The sequence below is a fragment of the Actinophytocola sp. genome, assembly GCF_035634895.1.
Classification (GTDB): Bacteria; Actinomycetota; Actinomycetes; order Mycobacteriales; family Pseudonocardiaceae; genus Actinophytocola.
In genome coordinates this window covers 16253-35237 of record NZ_DASQCC010000149.1, presented here as the reverse complement: position 1 = coordinate 35237, position 18985 = coordinate 16253, and the positions used below count along the sequence as shown (strand labels likewise).

Here is an 18985-nt window from a genome sequence, read left to right as displayed (position 1 = left end):
CGCGAGCGAGAGCGCGGCCCCGGTGACGGTGACCCCGGCGCCCGCCGTCTTGCGGACGTTCAGGCCGCTCACGGTCGGCCGGGCGCCCTCGCTGACCGAGAGCCCCGTGTCACCGCCGTCGACCTCGACGTTCTCGATGGTGCCCCGGCTACCCACCAGCGCGATCGAGTCGCCGTCGCAGCCGAGCACCCGCAGCCTGCGGATCAGCGGGTCGGCGCCGTCGTCCACGCGCACCCCGGACTGCGTGCACCCGGACACCGTGAGCTGGTCGAACTCGGTGACGCTCCGCTCGGTCACGGAGACGCCGATACCGTCCACATCGGACACCGTGGCGGCGGAGACCGTGCCACCGCACCGGCCGGCGAAGTGCATGCCGCGGCCACGCGTGCCGGCGACCTTCATGCCACGCAGCGTCGGGGTGCAGCCCTCGGCCACGAACACGCCCTCCCCGGCCGCACGCTCGACCACGCAGTCCTCGAGGGTCACCCGCTCGCTCGTGGCCAGGTAGAAGCCGATGGCCGCCACGTCCTCCACCGTCAGCCGGGTGGCGGACATGCCGGCGCCCTGCTCGACCGCCACGGCGGGCTTCCCGGTTCCGGAGACCCTGGTGTCCTCCACGGTGAGCTGGCCGCGGCCGTTGAGGCAGATACCGTTGCCGGCGGCCTGCCGCACCGTGCACGAGCGCACCCGCAGGTTGCCGTCGTCGGCCACGACGATCGCGGACGTGCCGAGCTCGTCGAGCCGGCAGCCGTCGAGCACGCCGCCGTCGGTGGAGGTCACCACGACCCCGGCGCCGACGGTGTTGCGGATGTCGCAGTCCCGCATCAGCACCATGCCGCGGTCGCGGGCGAAGACGGTGGCCCACGCCGACGCCCGCACCTCGCACTCGGTGATGGACAGCTGGCCGCGGACGACCAGCACCGCGGGGCTCTCCGCGTCGGCGGCGATGATCGTGATGCCCGACAGTGCCGCGGAGTCGGCGGACAGCGTCACGGTCGGCCCGGTCGTGGCGACCACCTGGACGGTGCCCGGCCCCTCCTCAGCGGTGATCGTGACGGGCTTGGAGAGCACCAGGTTCTCGTGGTAACGCCCCGGGCCGACGACGATCAGCGCGCCCTCCCGCGCGCCGGCCACGGCGTCGGAGATGCTGCGCTGCCCGCGTCCCGGGGTCTGCGAGATGACGATGATGTCCTTGCTCACGGTCGCGACTCCTCCGTCGTAACACTGGTCGCAGCGCTCCTGTCACGCGCCCACAAGTTCCTGCCGTGCGCCGAGGTCGGACATCGCCAGCGCGTGACGCGTCCGGCAGCCCGCCTTCGCGAACAACCTGGTGAGGTGCTTCTCGACCGTCTTCGCGCTCACCCGCAACGCGAGCGCTATCTGCCGGTTCGTCCGCCCCAACCGGATCAGGTCGATGATCTGCCGCTCCAGGTCGGACACGTCGCTGTGCCGCGTGCGGCGCACGGGCACCGCGACGCCACATCCTGCCATCGTCCTTTTCGTCGTGCTCACCAGCTTGGCCGCACCGATCGAGCGCGCCAGCTCGTAGGCCTCGGCGAGCCACGTCTGCGGCTCGCCGTCGACGCGGGCGACGGACTGGCACGCGAGCGCCAGCTCGAACCGGCTGCCCCGTGCACGGATGACCCGCTCGGCGGCACGCACGGACGCGCCGTCCCTCTCGACGAGCCCGCGCACGAACAGGGTGGTCTCGGACGCCTGCCCGTAGCGGGCCTGCGTCTCGCGCAGCACCGCACGCGCCCGGTACCGGTCGCCGGAGTCGACGGCGATCGTGGCGAGCCGGGTCAGCAGCCGCGCGGCGCCGGGTTCCTCCAGCTCCGTGGCGTGTGCCAGGTACCAGGTCCAGCCGTGGGCGAAGGCGTCCTCGCCGGCGTGGTCGCGCAACCCGGTGGCCACCCAGCCATGCAGCCCGGGGTAGGCCGTGTCCTCACCCGCGGCGGCCAGCCAGGCCGCGGCCTGGCGGTCCTCTCCGCGCCAGCCGCAGATCTCGGCCGCGAGGAGCCGGGCGGCGGCGCGGTCGGTGTCGAACCGGCTCGCTCCACTGGCGGGCGGGGAGGTGGGCATCAGCTCCAGCTCCCGGGCCGCGCTGAGTGCGTCGACCCAGTCACCTTCGATGTAACCGCGGCAGACGCGGTGGTAGGCCGCGACCGGGCCGTCGACCGGCAGGCCGTAGACCGGGCCGAGGACAGACCGGAACACAGGCACGAGGTCGCGGAGCGCGAGCGCGTCCTGAACGGACTCCTCGGAACGCGACGTCCATCCGTCGATGGTCGGCAGCGAGGACCGGCGGTGGAGCGGGGCGAAGCTCGCGGCGAACTCCTCGACGCCGATCTCCGCGCCGGCGAGCCAGCGGTCGGCGAGCGCGACCGGCCCGTCGGCGAGCGCGGCACGCACGTGCTCGGGCACCGGCCGGCCGAGGTGGATCGCGGCCAGCGCGGCGGCCGCCGCGAGGTCCTCGCCCGTCTCCCCGCGCTCGACCGCCTCGGCGACGAACACGGCGAGGCACTCGTAGTCGCCGGCGGAGATGGGTTGCCACACGTCGTCGACCTGTGCCGCCGGCACCTCCGCCGCGGCCGCGACCGCCCGGCTGCGGCACCGCAGTCGCCCACTCGCCTCGTGTGCCAGCACGCCGGCCCGCACGAGCCGGTCGGCTGCGTGGCCGTACTCGTGTGCCGCGTGCCCGGTCTCCTCCGCCAGCGCGGGGATCCGGTCGATGCGGAACTCGGGTTCGCCGGCGGCGAGCGCCACGAGTGTCCGTCCCAGGGCACCCTGCGCGTCGATCTCGGCCAGCAACCGGTGCCCGGCCGGCAGGGCGATCGGCGCACGCGGCGAGCGCAGGGCCAGCACGCCGTGCACCTTGGCGAGGCGACCCTCGTCCCACAGTCGCTCCACAGTGGACACCAGGGTGCCCACGTTCCCGTACAGGGAGCCGAGCTGCTCACGCAGCGCACGCGGCACCGCCTCGTCGACCGGCGCGGCCGCGACCTGCCACAGCAGCCGGCCGACCTCCTCGTCCGTCAGCGGGGCGAGGTCCACGATCCGGTCGGCGAGCGAGCACAGCTCACGCGGGGCGCCGGCACCACACGCGGCGACGACCATGTGCCCGGCGCGGTGCATGGGGGCCAGTGCGGACACCGGCACGTCGTCGGCGTCGTCGACCAGGATGACCAGCGGGCCGCGCAGCCGGGCCAGCAGCACCCCGAGGGTGGCCAGCAGCCGGTGCCGCCGCGCCGGCGAGGAGTAGGACTCCGGCACGCAGAGCCGGCTCACGGCCTCGATCGACGCGGCCACGCGAGGCGCGTCGGCGAACGTCTCGAACTCCGCCCGCACGGCGGAAAGCAGCGCGCGGGCGCGGAACTCGTCCCACGACGCCTGCCCGTCCCGGCCGCCGAGGTCGAGGACGATCTTCCCGGCCTCCGCGCGGAACCGCCGCAGCAACGCGGTCTTGCCGCTGCCCTCGGGACCCCGGACGACCAGCAGGGCGGGTCCCGCACCATCCCGGCGCAGCGCGTCGAGCTCGGCACGCCGCCCCACGAGTTCCTGGCGTTGCCATCTCATCGAGGGACACCCTCTGCGGTCAATCGGGGACGTTTGGTTGCCCTTTGAACGTTCGTCGGCTCAGCCGCCTGTGTCGTTGGGTCTGTCCCCCCGGCGCGGGGGTGGTAGCCCGCGTCTTCACGGAGGGATTCCCCTCGTCGGGGGTAGGGATATCCCTACCTGAACCTTCCGTGCCGCGATCTGCGTGCTCACTGGTAGGCAACTGGTTGAACCAGCGGGGAGGGTCGTGTGCTGGCTGACATCGTGGCGGCACCCCGGCCGCTCGTGCTGCTCACGGGTGCTTCGGGGACGGGGAAGACGACGCTGCTCGCCCGGCTGAGCGACCGGTTGCGGCACGACGGCGGCCGGATGATGGCGATCCGCGCCACGGCACGCGGTGACCTGCTGCCCATCCGGTTCGCCCCCGGCGAGCACGCGGTGCGGCTGCCCACGCCCGACCAGGCGGGGATCGCACTGGTCTACCCGGTGCCGGGCGCCGCCGGCGACCCGGAGCTCGCCCGGCGCGCGGCGGCCACGATCGCCGCCCAGCTGCCACCGGGTGGCACGCTGGTCGTCGACGACGCCCAGTGGCTCGACCCCGACTCGCTGGCCGTGCTGCACGCGCTGGTGCGGGCGAACGTCCGCTGCGTCTGTGCCGTGCGGACACCCGCGCCCGTCCCGGAACTGCTGCACGACCTGCGGGCCGCGGACCTCGTCGACGAGTTCCACCTCACGCCCTGGACCCAGCGCGTCGTGACGCGCGAGGTGACCGACCTGCTGGGCGCGACACCGGAACCGGCACTCACCCGGCGCGTCCGCCGGCTGAGCAGGGGCCTGCCCGCCGCGCTGCGTGCCGCGGTGGAAGCGTTGCGGCACAACGGTTGCATCCAGATCGTCGACCGCACCGCCTACCTGGTCCGGCCGCACACCCCCCTCACCCCGCCCGCGGACATCCAACTCGTGGAGGCGGTCCGCGAGCTGGGCGACGCGTGCTGGACGGCCGCGACGGCTCTCGCCGTGCTCGCCCCGCTCGGGCCTGCGGTGCCGGCGGTGCTGGCGGAGGTGCTGCGGGTCCCCGAGACCGAGGCCGAGGAACTGCTGCGCCGCCTGCGGGAGGCCGGCGTCGTGCACCGCGGTGGGTGGCGGTTCGTCGTGCCGCTGGTGGGCGCGGCGTTGTCCACGTGCCTGGGCCCGTTCGAACGCCGGCAGCTCTCGGCGGCCGTGGTGACCGCCGTCTGGTCGGGTGCGGCGGCGTGCCCCGACCGCAACTACCTGGCCGACCGGATCGCGGACGCGGGCGCGCTGGTCGACACCGACCGCGCCTTCCGCGAGCTCCTGCGCCAGGCCGCGGCCGTGCGGGACGACCGGGCGGAGGCGGCGCTGCCCTGGCTCGCCGCCGCCGCGGACCTGGCCCGCGACGACCGCCAGCGCGCGCTGGTCCTGCTCATGCGGACCACGGTCTGCTTCCTGCTCGGCGACTACGAGGAGTGCCTGTCCTGCGCGCGGCGCCTGCTCGGCGACCACGCCGGCCACCTGCCCCCGGACAGCACGCAGGAGGTCCGGGCGATGGCGACCGCGGCACTGGGTGCCACCGGCGACCACGACGCACTGCACACGCTGGCGACCGGCGGCAGCTCGATCGTCACCAGAGCGCTCGCCTACGGACAGCTCGACCGCTGGCAGGAGGTGCGGGACACCCTCGGCGCCGACCGGGGCGCGGAGAACCCGACCTCCGCGATGTTCGGCGAGCTGACCAGGACGATGGCCGAGCTGTGGACGGGCCGCCCCGAGCGGTTCGAGCACAGCCTCGCCAACCGGGAGAGCTGGCCGCTCCGGTCGGTGCGCCGGCACCTGCTGACCCAGGTCGAAAGCCACGTCACGGCCCTGCTGGTCACCGGTGACCGCCACCGCGCCGAGCAGTTGCTCGCGGACGAGGGCCTGACGGCCCACGACCTGCCCCCGCACTGCCGGTCCATGCTGGCGGCGGCCCGCGGCGCGGCGACGGAGGCCGTCGACCTGGCACGGCGCGGCGTCGTGGGCGCGGGCAACCGCGGCTACGAGTCCCGTTCGGCCGGCATGCCCGCGAGCACGGTGGCGGTGCTGGTGGCCCGCGGTGAGCTGACCGCGGCGCGGCAGCTGCTGGAGCTGGCACGGGCCACACCGCCAACGCTCGCGCACCTGCTGGACATCGCGGAGGCCCAACTGGACCGCGCCTTCGGCGACGACGAGGGCGCCCGCACCCGTCTCCAACGCTGCGCGGCGCAGACGCCGGCGCGGGTCGGCATGGACCTCGTGTGGAGCGAACTGGTCGACCTGGCACTGGAACGCGGCGACCGCACCGAAGCCGAACGAGCCCTGTCCGAACTGACGCGGCTGAGCCCGTCCAGCCGCGTCACGCTGCTGACACTGCTGGCCCGCGCGACCGTGGAGAAGGACCACGAGGCCGCCCGCGAGTGCGAACGGCTGGCCCGGCACCGCGGACAACCCCTGGAGCAGGCGATCGTGCTGGAGCGACTGGTACGCCACGGCCAGTGCGAGCCAGGACTTCTCGGCGAGGCGTACGACCTGCTCGGCACACTGGACGCGGTGCTGTACCGAGCATGGCTGCGCAACCTGATGCGCGAGCACGCCGTACCGGTCCCCGGCCGCAAGGAGACCGTCGCGGAGAACGAGCGGCTCCTCGCGATGCTGGCGGCGGGCGGCCTGAGCAACAAACAACTCGCGGCCGCGCTCCGGACGAGCGACAAGAGCGTCGAGGGCAGGCTCTCCCGCCTGTTCTCCCGAACCGGCTACCGCTCCCGGATCGAACTGTCCAGGGCGATGCTGACCGGCGAGTACGTCTAGTTCTCGCGGGTCGCCACAGCACGCGGAAGGGTTCCGCCGGTGCAGTCTCCCGGCCGCGGACGGGGCCGGAGTACGCCGAGCGGGTTTCGCCCGTGCGACTCAGTGGATCGTCGTCGCCCGGGCTGTCGTACGGATCGTTTCCGGGGTCCACGGGTCGCGGGTGATCACGATGGCGTGGTCGATGCCGAGGTCGGCGAACCGGGAACACCGCTCCGCGAAGGCGGCGCCGCTCTCGCCGGGGAGCAGGCGGGTGCTGATGGTCTTCTCGATCTCCTCGTACGGCCGTCCCACGGCCTCGCACAGTGAGGCGAGGACCGCGAGCTTGCGCCGAACCGTGGCGTCCCCGTCGGGGATGTCGAACACGTTGCACGCGTCGGCGTGCCGGGCCACCAGCGGCAGGGTCCTGCGCTCGCCGGCCCCGCCAACGAGGATCCGCGGCCGCACCGCCGGGTTGGGGCTGCTCACCGGACTCTCCAGCCGAACCTGCCTGCCCTGGAAAGGAGAGTCGTCCCCCGCCCACATCTGCCGGGCCAGCAGCAGCGTGTCCTCCAGGTACTCGAACCGCCGGGCCGTCTCCGGATAGGGCAGCCCCATCGCGCGGGCCTCCTCAGCCTGGTGACCCGCGCCGACGCCGAACCACACCCGCCCCTCGGTGAGGACGGCGAGCGTGCTGATCGCCTTGATCAGCACGGCCGGCGGCCGGAACATCGCACACGCGACCATGGTGCCCAACCGCACGCGTTCGGTCCTCGCGGCCAGGAAACCGAGTGTGGTCAACGCTTCCAGGTGTTCGGTGTGCGTCGGGTCGACCATCGGGTCGGCCTGGATCAGGTGGTCGGCCACCCACACGGTGTCGATACCGGTCTCGTCGGCGGTCCGGGCGACGGCATCCAGGTGCTTGGCCGGTCCGCCCTCCCACGAGTAGTTGGTCACGCTGATGCTGACACGCATTGGTTCCCCTCCTAGCGGGTGGCGGCGTAACCGGCCAGCCCTCGTTCGAGCACCTCCAGCGCCACGCGTGCCTGGGCGACGACTTCCCGGGCGATCCGCGGCCCGCGGCGCCCGGCCAGCGCCTGCCGGTGCACCGCCTCCTTCATGGCCCGCTGGACCCCCATCAGGGCGTTCGCGACCACCCACGGCTCGAAGTCCCCTGGCCGGCCGATCATCTCGGCGAGCGCCGCGGTCTGCCGGTCGACCATGCGCAGCTCACGTGCCTGCAAGGTGGCACTGCCGGCGATGATCCGCGCCACCGTGGCGATGCGTGCCACGGCCGCGGGATCGTCATCGGCCAGCGCGCCGCCGGGGCGCAGCAGGAAATCGCGGAAGGCGTCCAGCACGGACACCCCGGCGGCACGGTCGCGGACAGCCTCGAGCAGCGTGTTCTCGTACTCCGCCATGCCCTGGTAGACGAGGTCTTCCTTGCTGGGGAAGTAGTTGAAGACCGTGGCCTCGGAGACGTCGGCCGCCCGGGCCACCTCGGTGACCGGCACGTTGTCGAACCCGCGCTCCCCGAACAGGCGAACCGCCACCTCGGCGATCCGCTGCCGTGTCCACTGCTTCTTGCGCTCTCGCAATCCCAGTGCCACATAGTTAGGGTAACACCAATATTATAGAAACCCCAAATTTAGTGTGTCTCCAATCCTGGCCGACCAGAAGTACCGGTCTGACGAAAGTGGGGGCCCACCCTGACGACCGACCGATGCCTTGGCGTGGGCCGGCTTCCTAGCGTCGACGTCGTGATACGACACTTCCTGACCGGCATGGTGATGGCCGCGGTGCTCGTCGCGCCGGCCCGAGCGGAACCGGACGTGCTGGTGCTGCCCGCCCCGACCGGACCGCACCCCGTTGGCGTGCAACGACTTCATCTGGTCGACGTGGACCGACCGGACCCGTGGGTGCCGGGCGGACCACGCGAGCTAATGGTCTCCGTGTGGTACCCGGCCACGGCGGCACGTGGTGCGCGCGTGCCGTACGCGAGCGCCGAGGAATCCCGGCTGCTGCTGGACCTGTACGGGATCACCGGCGTGCCGGCGGATGCCCTGACCCGGGTCCGGACACACGCGCGGGCCGGGGCACCGCCGGTCCGGCACCGGTTTCCGCTCGTCGTGCTCTCGCCCGGCCTGGCCTTCCCTCGCTGGACGTTGACGACGCTGGCCGAGGACCTCGCGAGCCGCGGGTACGTCGTGGCCGGCATCGACCACACCTACGAAGGCGCGGCGGTCACGTTCCCCGACGGGCGCGTGGCGAGGTGCGTGGTGTGCGACGGCGGCGCGAGCGGCGCGGCGATCGTCGCCAGCAGGGTCCGGGACATCTCGTTCGTGCTGGACCACGTGCTCGCCAGGTACCGGAACATGGTCGATGCGAACCGGATCATGGCCGCGGGCCACTCGATCGGCGGCGCGGCCGCCGCCGCGACGATGCTCGCGGACCCGCGCGTGGACGCCGGGACCAACCTGGACGGTTCGTTCCAGCCGCCACTCACCCAGGACCTGCCGCGGCCGTTCCTCCTCATGAGCGGCGAGGACCGCACGCCGGGACACCGCCCGGACTGGGACCGGACATGGCCGCACCTGACCGGCTGGCGGCGCTGGCTGCACCTGCCGGGCCTGGGCCACTCGTCGTTCAGCGACGTCGCGGTCGTGGTCGAGTGGCTGGGCCGGCCGTCCCAACCCGTTCCCGGCCCGCGCGCCGTCGAGATCCTCCGCACGTACGTGTCCGCCTTCGCCGACCTGCACCTGCGGCACCGCACCCGCCCCCTGCTGGACGGCCCGTCACCGCGCTTCCCCGAGGTCGAGTTCGGCGCCCCGTCCTGAGAAATCTCCCAGGTGCCGTCGTATGCCCGGGCGGTCCGGCACGACACCCACTACGTGACCCCGACCCGGCACGGCGACGACGACTGACCAGGGCTCACCACACTCGTGCGAGCCACTCGAACATGACTCGGATGACCTCGGGCAGCTTGCTGACCGCGCAGTGGCCGGCGCCGGGGACAAGATGGACCTCCGTGTCGCGGCGGCCCTCGAAGACGAGGGTGTCGTGCCGGGGCACGTACACGTCGTCCGCGCCGTTGATCACGAGCATCGGGGCGTTGTCGGCGCGGTCGAGCAGTGGGCGCAGGTCGAACGCCGGCCAGATCGGGGCCAGCTCGGCATCGGTCGGCGGGCGGTCGAAACCCAGTGCGTTGCCGACGATGTCCCGCATGCCGGTGGCGAACCTCCGCCCCGGGGCGAAGGACCGCTCGACCGGACCGCCGAGCACGATCGCCGCGTCGACCTCGCCGGCCAGGCCGGTCCGCGCCGAGAAGTGCCCGCCCATCGAGATGCCGAGGTGTGCCACGCGACCGTCACCGATCCCGCGGGCCTCGGCGACCAACCCGCACACGACCGAGGCCCCGTCGGCCATCGGCACCGTCGACTCGCCGGTCCCCGGTACGTCGAAGGCGAGCACGCACATCCTGGTGCACAACGCGAACGTCTCGAAGATCGTGTGCAGGTCCATCCGCCACGTGTCCACGCCGCCGCCGGCGAGCAGGACCGGGGTGTCACCGGACCACCCGGGCGGCGTGAGCAGGTGCACCGGCACCGCCGTGGTCCCGTCCCGGTGGGGCACGGTCAGCACGCGGCGCTCGAACCCGACGCCGAACTCCGGCGCGGCGAGCTGGTACTGCTCCACCTGTCGCGCCAGCGCCGCGCGCCGCGCGCCGTCGGCCAGCGTGGGGAACCTCGCCCACCCGTAGGCCTGCGCCGCGAGATGGTGCCGCCGCTGCTCGGCGTACTCGGCGGCCAGCCGGGACCACTCGTACACCCAGCCGCCGGGCGCGTCGGACCACATGTCGCCGACCGCCTCGGACAGCTCGTCGACGTCGTCGGCGGGCAGGCCCCCGCCGACCATCTGCCGGTACCGCTCGGCGAACAGGTCCCGGGGGTCGATCGCCCAGTGGTAGGACATGGCACTCTCCGCTCTAGCCCACATGCGCGCGCACGATGACGCTGCCCTCGGCACGAGGACACCGGCAGTAGCCGTCCTCGTCGACCAGTGTGACGCGCTGGCCGTACACGCCGGCCCCCCGCGGCAGCACGACGTCGACGGGAACGAGCACCCCGTGCCCCGGGCCGATGTCCGGCACCGGCACCAGCTCCGGGGTGTCGAGGATGTGCGGCCCGTAACGGGGTCCGGTGCGCCGCAGGAACCGGTTGTGCCAGTGCCAGCGGCCGCGGTTGCGCAGCTCGACCGCCACCGTCACCTGCTCCCCCGGCCCACCCCGTGCCGCGACCAGCGGCGCCCACTCGATCCGGTCGCCCCTGCGGCGCCGCGACCAGCCGGTCCCCTCGCGCTCGTCGTGCGCCGCGAACTGGTAGAGCAGCTCCAGCATCGGCGCGGTGCCGTACAGCTCGTCGTAGGCACGGACGAGCGGGCGCGGCACCCGCCGGGTGTTCGGCCACCGCCGCGTGCCGACCAGCCGGCCCAGCTCGGCCCAGCCCGCGCCCCGGCGGGGCGCGGTGAGCAGCTCGACGCGCCGGCACACCTCGGCGGCGGACAGGCGGCGGTCCACCGGCAGGCACGAGCAGTCGATCACCAGGTCCGCCAACGGATCCGCCAGCGGCACCGACCCCTCGCCCGTCGCCGCGAACCGGGCGAGGTCGGCCCACGCGACCAGGTCGGCGCCGCCGGCCGCACCGGGACCCGCGACCACGAACCGGTCCCCCGCCAGGAACACCGACCGCGGCCCGAGCCCCCCGTGCGACGCGCCGACCCGGTGCAGGTCGGCCATGATCCGCGCGGTCACCCGCAGCAGCTCGACGAGCCGCTCCCCCTTCATCGGCCCCCGGTCGCGGACCTCGGTGGCGACGTCGGTCCCCGGCAGGTCCTCGTAGACGAGGTAGCCGGGACCCCGGTCCACGAGCGTGGCCATGCCGGGGATCCGCAGGTGCCGCAGCCGCGCGCCGAGCCCGTGGTCGCCGGTGACCAGGCTGTACGGCGCCCCGTCCGGGCCACGCACCCTCCACAGTGGACCGTCGACCCGCTCGACGAGCTCGTAGGGGCCCACCATGCACGCGACCCTCTCCTCACTCATGGGGTCAGTCCTCCGGGGGCACCTGTGGTGGTTCGGCGAGCGCGGCGATCCGGTCGAGGTACGCGGTGAGGTCGACCACGAGCGAACGGCCCGGGGGCGCACCGAGCGCCTTGGCCTGCGCGACGTGACCGTGCAGCCGGCCCACGGTGTCCTCGATCAGCCGGCTTCGTTTCGCCAGCAGCTCCTCCAGCCGCTGGCAGGCCTCGTCGCGCTGGCAGCGGCGCAGCTCGCGGAACCCGGTGACCCCGTCGAGCTCCGCGCGGTACCGGCGGCGGCTGCGCAGGTTGTCGACGCACTCCCGCTTGGCGGCCGGGTCCCGTGGCGCGGGTACCTCCACCTCGCCCAGATAGCTCTGGTGTTGCTGGACGATCAGCTGCTGCCGGGTGATCGCCGGGTCCATCGCACGCAGCTCGCCGAGCAGCCGCACCAGCTCCAGGTCGAGCCGTGCGCACAGCCACCGGTCGTACACCTGAGAGAACATCTCCGCCATGCCGGCAAGCTCACCGGATCCGGCCGCCAGGCGGTATTGGTCGATCAACCAACACGGGAGGCACCGAAGAATGGCTGGTCAAGCAGTCGAAACACAATTGTTATGGACTGATCGTCACATCCGTGTCAACAATGTGCAGCCTGCGGCCGATTAGTCGATCGTGCCAATCGGCTATGCGGAGCAACGCCTCCGCGCACTCAGCTACCGGTACGTCGGGGTGACCCGAGCGATTGTCGTGATCCTCGCGGCACTCTTCGCGGTACCGGTGGCACAGCCCGCCGAAAAAGTGGTCACGGCCATTCTCGCCGGCATTCTGCTCGTTTGGCAATATCCGTACCTGACGCGAATGCGCTCGGGCAACCCGCGGGGGTGGGTGTTCGGCGTCGACCTCGCGCTCGTCGCGCTGGTCGGCCTGACCCAGCAGTGGACCGTGCCGGACGCCTACCTCGCCGACGGCATCGGCTGGGTGAGCGTCGTCGTGTCCATGACGGTGGTCGCGCTCCAGTGGTACCTCAGCCCGTTCCTGGCGGTGCTCGCGACCGTGCTGGTGTCCGCCACGTACGGGGTGGGCGCGGTGCTCGCGGTACCGGACGCGCCCGGCGCGGCGACGGCGATCGCGGTCTGGATGCTCGCCGAGGGCGCGCTGTCCCGCGTGCTTTACCTGCTGGTACGGCAGGGCGCCCGGCGGGCCGACGCCATCAGCGCGCGCACCGAGGCGTCCCGCCGGCAGGCCGAGGTGGCCAGGGCGCTGCGGGACGACGAGGCCGAGCACGTGGCCGTCCTGCACGACACGGTCGCCAACACGCTGCTCATGGTCGGCGAGGGCGTGTTCGCCGCGCGCGACGACTGGCTGTCCCGGCGGGCCGGCGCCGACCTCGAGACGATCGGCACCGCGAGCGCCCTGCCGAGCACCGCGGAGTCCGTGGCGCTGGACGACCTGCTGGCGCAGGTGTGCCGGCAGGCCGCGGTGCGGGTCGACTTCGAGACCGTCCCGCTGGCCGTGCCCGGTCATGTCGCGACCGCGTTCTGCGGCGCGGTCCGTGAGGCGCTCGGCAACGTCGCCAAGCACGCCGGTGTCGGTGCGGCGACCGTGCGTGCCACCCGGACCGGCCACACGGTGACCGTCGAGGTCACCGACGCCGGCCGCGGGTTCGACACGGAGTCCCCGTCCCGCAAGGGTTTCGGGCTCAGCGGGTCGATCGAGCAACGCATGGGCCGGATCCACGGCTCGGCGACGGTCTCCTCGGCGCCGGCCGCGGGCACGACCGTCCGTCTGATGTGGACACTCGCGGAGCTGCCGCCGGAGCCGCCGAGCACGGTCGGGGCGGAGCGGTTCCTGCGTGGGATCCGCGTCGCCACGGTGCTGATCGCCGGCGCGGTGCTGGTGGGCATGAACACGCCGATGCTGCTGACCCATCTCGACCAGTACACGTCGGCGCCGCTGGAGATCGCCTGCTTCGCCGCGCTCGCGCTGGTGGTGGTCGTGACGGCCGTGCCGATCGCCGCCAACCGGTCCATCGGCGTGCTGCGGTACCCGCTGCTCGGAGTGGTGCTGCTCGCGTCGGTGGTCGCGACGGCCGACGTTCCGGCGCCGTACCAGATGACCGCGGCACACTGGAGCTACGGCACCGTCGGCTGGTTCATCACGATGCTGCTGTTCGACCGCGGGTTGCGGGCGCAGATCGTGGTTCTCGGCGTCCACGTCGGCGCCACGCTGGTCCAGTTCGGGCTGGTGGAGCAGTTCGACTCCGCGACGCTGCTGCGCACGCTCAACGTGTCGATCCCGATCCTGGGTTTCCAGCTCGCCCTCGGCGCGTGCGGTCACACGCTGACGGTGCTCGCGCAACACGCCGAGGAGGACAGTGCCCGCGCGGCCCGGGTGATCACCGCACACGAGACCGCCGAGCGGCTCTACCAGCACCGCCAGGGCCGGTACGCCGAGCTGATGCCCACGATCACGCCGATCCTCACCGGACTGGCGGACGGGCACCTGGATCCGGGCGACCGGGACGTACGGCACCGGTGCGCGGTCGCGGCGGCGGTGATCCGCCGGCTCCTGGCCGAACGCACCGACCACGACGACCCGCTGGTCGAGGAGCTGCGTGCGGTGATGGACGTGGCGCTGCGCAAGGGAGTCGTGGTCGACCTGCTGCTGAGCGGGCAGCGGCCGTCGATCCCGGTGCAGATCCGCCGTGCGCTCACCGGGCCGGCGCTGACCGTGCTGGCGCTGGCGGAGTCGACGGCCCGCCTGACCATCGACGCGGACGAGACCGCGGTGACCGTCAGCGTGGTGGCCGACGCGTCGCCCGTCGACCTGCCGGCGGACGGGCACCCGATCGAGACGACGATCCTTCCGCTGGACGAACGAATCTGGGTGGAGTCACGATGGACGATGTGATCACGGTGGCGGTGGTCGACGACCATCCCGCGATGCGGCTGGGGGTCCGCCTGTGGATGGAGTCCGCCGACCCGCCGATCAGGGTGACGGCCGAGGGCGACTCGATCATGACCGCGTGGACCGAGCCGGGCGACCGGGCGGACGTGGTCGTGCTGGACCTGGAGCTGCGCCCCGGCGTCCCGGGCTACGACGACCTGAAGCGCCTGGCCACGGCCGGCCGGCGGGTCGTGGTCTACACGCACCGCCAGGACCAGGCGGCCGCGCTGGCCTGCATCGCGGGCGGCGCGACGACGTACCTGACGAAGCACGAGAGCAACGAGCACCTCGTGTCCGCGGTCCGCGCGGCGGCGGCCGGGGAGCAGTACGTCTCGCCGTCCCTGGCCGGCGCGATGGCGAACAACCCGGCGCCCGACCGCCCGCGGCTCTCGCCACGGGAGAAGGAGGTGCTGCTGGCATGGTTCCGCAGCTCCTCGAAGCAGATGGTCGCCACCCGCCTGTACCTGTCCCTGAGCGCGGTCAACCGCCACATAGAACGCGCCCGCGCCAAGTACGCCGAAGCCGGCCGAGCCGCCGGCACCAAAGCTGACCTCCTGAAACGAGCCGTAGAAGACGAACTGGTCACCTGGGAAGACCTCTAACCCGCGAGTCCCGCGTCCAAACACACCGAGTCCCGCGTTCGAACACACCGAACTGCGGTTTCGTGCAGGTCCGGGTGTGCACGAAACCGAGACTCAACCCACCATGTTCGACCGCGGGACTCCCTATGTCCGAACCCGCAACTCACCATGTTCGAACGCGGGACTCACCATGCCCGAACGCGGGACTCGCGGGGCCTGAACGCGGGACTCACCATGTCTGAACGCGGGACTCGCGGGGCTCTGGCGGGCGGGTATTTGCGGTTGGGTGACGGCGGAGTTACGCTGAGTCCCGCGTGTTAAAACGTTTAAATCCACGACGCCGGTTCGTCGAGTGGGAGCCCCTGCCATGCCCCGGAACAGCCGTCGCGCGGTTTTCGCCGTGCTTGTTTCAGCTCTGGCCCTGTCCGTCCTCACAGTCCCGGCGGCGAGTGCTGCCCCGATGAGCCTCACCGGAGCGCGCTGGATCTGGTTCCCCGAAGGGAGCCCACAGGTCAGCGCGCCCGCCGCACACCGCTACTTCCGCAAGACGTTCACGGTCGGCGCCGGCGCGGTCAGCGAGGCCCAGCTCGAGGTGACCGGCGACGACACGGTCGACGTCTGGCTCAACGGCACGCCGCTGGCCGCGTCCCCGCGACAGGCCGACTCGTGGCACCGTGCCCTGTTCGTCGATCTGCGACCGGCCCTGCGCCAAGGCGTCAACACGATCGCTGTAGCCGCACGCAACTCCGCCCAGGGACCCGCGGGCATCATCGCCCACGGCAGCGTCGTCACCGCCGGTGGCACGACGGACCTGACGACCGACGGCACCTGGCGAACCAGCCAGACGCCCGCGGCGGGCTGGGAACAGCAGGGCTTCGCCGACGGGCAGTGGCCCACGGCCGCCGACCTCGGCGCTTTCGGTGTCGCACCATGGGGAACCGACGTCACCGAGCCGGACACCGCGGCGCCGTCACCGCTGCGGGTCGCGAAGGGCGTCGTCGAGCACCGCGCCGAACCGCTGGGCGTGGACACCCGCCAGCCGCGGTTCGGCTGGGTGCTGACCGCCTCGGCGAACCAGCAGCGGCAGGCGGCCTACCAGCTCACCGTCTCCAGCGCGGCGGGCACCCTGTGGGACAGCGGCCGCGTGGCGTCGAGCCAGCAGGTGGACGTCGCCTACGCCGGCCCGGCGCTGCGTTCGCTGACCCGCTACACCTGGCGGGTACGGGTGTGGGACGGCCAGGGCCGGGCCGGCGACTGGAGCGCGGTCAACAGCTTCGAGACCGGCCTCCTCGACCCGTCGACCGAGTGGACCGCCCAGTTCCTCGGCCAGGCCGCCGTGGCGCCGGACCTGACCGGCACGAGCTGGATCTGGTACCCGGAGGGTGATCCCGCGGCCGGCGTGCCGGCGTCGACCCGGTACTTCCGCCGTACCGTCGACCTCGCGGCGGCCACGCGTGCCACGCTGGTGCTCACCGGCGACGACACCGCGGACGTGTGGGTGAACGGCACCCAGCTCAGCTCGTCGCCGCGCGCGGCGGACTCCTGGAAGACCGCCGCCGTGCTCGACGTCCAGCTTTCCGCCGGCCGCAACACGATCGCCGTGCGCAGCGAGAACACGACCCAGTCGCCCGCCGGCGTGGCCGGCAAGCTCGCCATCCACAATGGACAGACCGTGCTCACGGACGGCGCGTGGAAGGCGAGCCAGAACGGCCCGGACGGCTGGCAGCAGAGCACGTTCGACGACGCGAGCTGGCCGGCCGCCCGCGTACTGACCGGCTACGGCAGCGGGCCGTGGGGGGCGAACGTCCGCGTCCACCAGCCGGCGCCGTTGCTGCGCAAGGGTTTCACGGTCGACAGGCCGGTCGCCACGGCCCGGCTGCTGACCACCGCCCTCGGCCTGCAGGAGACCCGGCTCAACGGCCAGCGGGTCGGCACGGACATCCTGGCGCCGGGCTGGACGGACTACACCAAACGCCTGCAGTACAAGGAGTACGACGTCACCGGCCAGGTCCGGCAGGGCGCCAACACCCTCGGCGCGCTGCTCGGCAACGGCTGGTACTCGGGCAGCCTGGGGATCGCCGGCGCACAGAAGTACGGCACACAGCCTTACTACGCCGCCCAGCTGCACCTCACCTTCACCGACGGCACGACCGCCGTGGTCCGCACTGACGGCAGCTGGAAGGTCGCCGCGGGCCCGATCCGCGCCGACGACCTCTACGACGGCGAGACCTACGACGCACGCCTCGCCCCGGCGAACTGGGACCAGCCCGGTTTCGACGACGGCGCGTGGGCCGCACCGGTCGTGCGCGCCGGCACCCGGCCGGCCCTGGTGTCCCAGGTGGACAACGGAGTCACGCTCCAGCAGGACTTCCGGCCAGTGGCGATCACCCAGCCCAAGCCGGGTGTCTGGGTCCTCGACATGGGACAGAACTTCAGCGGCTGGAACCGGCTCGCGGTGCGCGGACCGGCCGGCACGACAGTCACCATGCGCCACGCCGAGGTGCTCAACTCCGACGGCACGCTGTACACGACCAACCTTCGTGCCGCGCAGGCCACCGACCGGTTCACCCTGGCCGGCACCGGCGCCGTGGAGACCTACGAGCCACGGTTCACCGTGCACGGCTACCGGTACGTCGAGCTGACCGGTCTGCCGGCCGGCGTCACCCCGACCGCCGACACGGTCACCGGCCGCGCCGCGTGGCAGTCCGGCGGCCAGACCGGCACGCTCACCACGTCCAACCCGCTGGTGAACCAGTTGCAGCACAACATCCTGTGGGGCGAGCGGTCCAACATGCTGTCCGTCCCGTCCGACTGCCCGCAACGCGACGAGCGGCTCGGCTGGACCGGCGACATCGCGATCTTCTCCGCCACCTCGACCTTCAACCTGGGGGTGCAGAACTTCCTCGACAAGTTCGCCGACGACCTCGTCGACGCGCAACACTCCGACGGCGCCTTCACCGACGTCGCACCCGGTGTGCTCGACACCGCCGGCCGGGCAGGTTGGGGCGACGCGGGCGTGGTCGTGCCCTACACGATCTGGCAGCGCTACGGCGACGTCCGGGTCATCGACGAGCACTTCGACGCGATGGCCCGCTGGGTCGACTACCTGCGCGCAACCGCCAACGCCGACCTGATCCGCGACCAGTGGACCTACGGCGACTGGCTGAACGTCAACGACAACACCGCGCAGGACCTGATCTCGACCGCGTTCTTCGGCTGGTCGGCCAGGCTGGTGTCCCGCATGGCCGCCGCGACCGGCCGCACCACGCAGGCCGACACGTACGGCCGGCTCGCCGACCAGGTGGCGGCGGCGTTCACCGGCCGGTTCCTGGCCGCGGACGGCACCGTCGGCGCGAACACGCAGACGGGTTACGTCCTGGCGCTGGCGTTCGGCCTGCTACCCGCCAACCGCCAGCAGGCCGCGGCCGACAAGCTGGCCACGAAGGTGGCGGCCTCCGGTGGTCACCTCTCGGTCGGGTTCCTGGGCGTGGAGAACCTCCTGCCGGTACTGGCCGACCACGGCCACGCCGACACCGCGTACCAGATCCTGCTGCAGCCGGACTTCCCCGGCTGGGGCTACATGCAGGGCCGCGGCGCGACCACGGTCTGGGAACGCTGGGACGGCATCCGGCCCGACGGCTCCCTCAACGACCCGGGCATGAACTCCTTCAACCACTACGGTCTCGGCTCGGTCGGCGACTTCCTCTACCGCCAGGTCGGCGGCCTCGGCCCGGCGAGTCCCGGCTACGGCAGCCTGCTCATCGCCCCCCAGCCGGGCAACGGCCTGACGTCGGCCCGCGCCAGCTACCAGACCCCGTACGGCGAGGCGGTCAGCGACTGGTCGGTCGCCGGCGCGACGTTCACCCTCCGCGTGACCGTCCCGGCGGGAACCACCGCCACGGTCCGGATCCCGGGCCAACCGTCCACCTACCCGTCGGAGGCGACCCCCACCGGCGGCGGGAGTTTCTACGTCCCGTCGGGTTCCTACGTGTTCACGAGCGGCTGAG

Annotated in this window: 12 protein-coding genes; 5 read left to right on the top strand and 7 right to left on the bottom strand. The window is 72.7% G+C overall.

The window, feature by feature from the left end; translation table 11 throughout:
* Nucleotides 1-1200: right-handed parallel beta-helix repeat-containing protein (locus VET29_RS21980; RefSeq protein ID WP_324923442.1), on the bottom strand; the 1200-nt coding region annotated here is incomplete at its 3' end.
* Nucleotides 1201-1242: 42 nt separating this feature from the next.
* Complete coding sequence (locus tag VET29_RS21975; RefSeq protein ID WP_324923440.1) at nt 1243-3576, bottom strand: helix-turn-helix transcriptional regulator; 2334 nt, start codon at nt 3574-3576, stop codon at nt 1243-1245.
* A gap of 228 nt (nt 3577-3804) precedes the next feature.
* Between VET29_RS21975 and VET29_RS21970 the strand changes: the two genes are divergently transcribed.
* A complete protein-coding gene (locus VET29_RS21970; protein ID WP_324923438.1) occupies nt 3805-6399 on the top strand; it encodes an AAA family ATPase in 2595 nt (864 codons plus the stop codon).
* Between the two features lie 99 nt (nt 6400-6498).
* Here VET29_RS21970 and VET29_RS21965 read toward each other — a convergent pair whose 3' ends face one another.
* Entirely contained in the window at nt 6499-7350 is an 852-nt protein-coding gene (locus VET29_RS21965; protein WP_324923436.1) for an LLM class flavin-dependent oxidoreductase, read from the bottom strand.
* Nucleotides 7351-7361: 11 nt separating this feature from the next.
* Entirely contained in the window at nt 7362-7985 is a 624-nt protein-coding gene (locus tag VET29_RS21960; RefSeq protein WP_324923434.1) for a TetR family transcriptional regulator, read from the bottom strand.
* A 150-nt stretch (nt 7986-8135) separates the two neighbouring features.
* On the opposite strand from VET29_RS21960, the gene VET29_RS21955 reads away from it, so the two are divergent.
* On the top strand, nt 8136-9212 hold the full coding sequence (locus tag VET29_RS21955) for an alpha/beta hydrolase family protein (RefSeq protein ID WP_324923432.1): 1077 nt from the start codon (nt 8136-8138) through the stop codon (nt 9210-9212).
* Nucleotides 9213-9306: 94 nt separating this feature from the next.
* On the opposite strand, the gene VET29_RS21950 is transcribed toward VET29_RS21955, so the two are convergent.
* The 3 genes from VET29_RS21950 to VET29_RS21940 are packed head-to-tail and all read right to left on the bottom strand — an operon-like array spanning nt 9307 to nt 11963.
* A complete protein-coding gene (locus tag VET29_RS21950; RefSeq protein ID WP_324923431.1) occupies nt 9307-10347 on the bottom strand; it encodes an alpha/beta fold hydrolase in 1041 nt (346 codons plus the stop codon).
* 13 nt (nt 10348-10360) lie between these two features.
* Entirely contained in the window at nt 10361-11473 is a 1113-nt protein-coding gene (locus VET29_RS21945; protein WP_324923429.1) for a hypothetical protein, read from the bottom strand.
* Between the two features lie 4 nt (nt 11474-11477).
* On the bottom strand, nt 11478-11963 hold the full coding sequence (locus tag VET29_RS21940; protein ID WP_324923427.1) for a hypothetical protein: 486 nt from the start codon (nt 11961-11963) through the stop codon (nt 11478-11480).
* A gap of 160 nt (nt 11964-12123) precedes the next feature.
* Between VET29_RS21940 and VET29_RS21935 the strand changes: the two genes are divergently transcribed.
* The 3 genes from VET29_RS21935 to VET29_RS21925 all read left to right on the top strand — a co-directional run bounded on the left by VET29_RS21935 (nt 12124) and on the right by VET29_RS21925 (nt 18984).
* Nucleotides 12124-14361, top strand: coding sequence for an ATP-binding protein (locus tag VET29_RS21935; protein WP_324923425.1), 2238 nt, complete (start codon nt 12124-12126; stop codon nt 14359-14361).
* On the top strand, nt 14349-14999 hold the full coding sequence (locus VET29_RS21930) for a response regulator transcription factor (RefSeq protein ID WP_324923423.1): 651 nt from the start codon (nt 14349-14351) through the stop codon (nt 14997-14999). The genes VET29_RS21935 and VET29_RS21930 overlap by 13 nt, the downstream gene beginning before the upstream one ends.
* 439 nt (nt 15000-15438) lie before the next feature.
* Nucleotides 15439-18984, top strand: a complete 3546-nt coding sequence (locus VET29_RS21925; protein WP_324923420.1) for a family 78 glycoside hydrolase catalytic domain — start codon at nt 15439-15441, stop codon at nt 18982-18984.
* Nucleotide 18985: the final 1 nt, after the last annotated feature.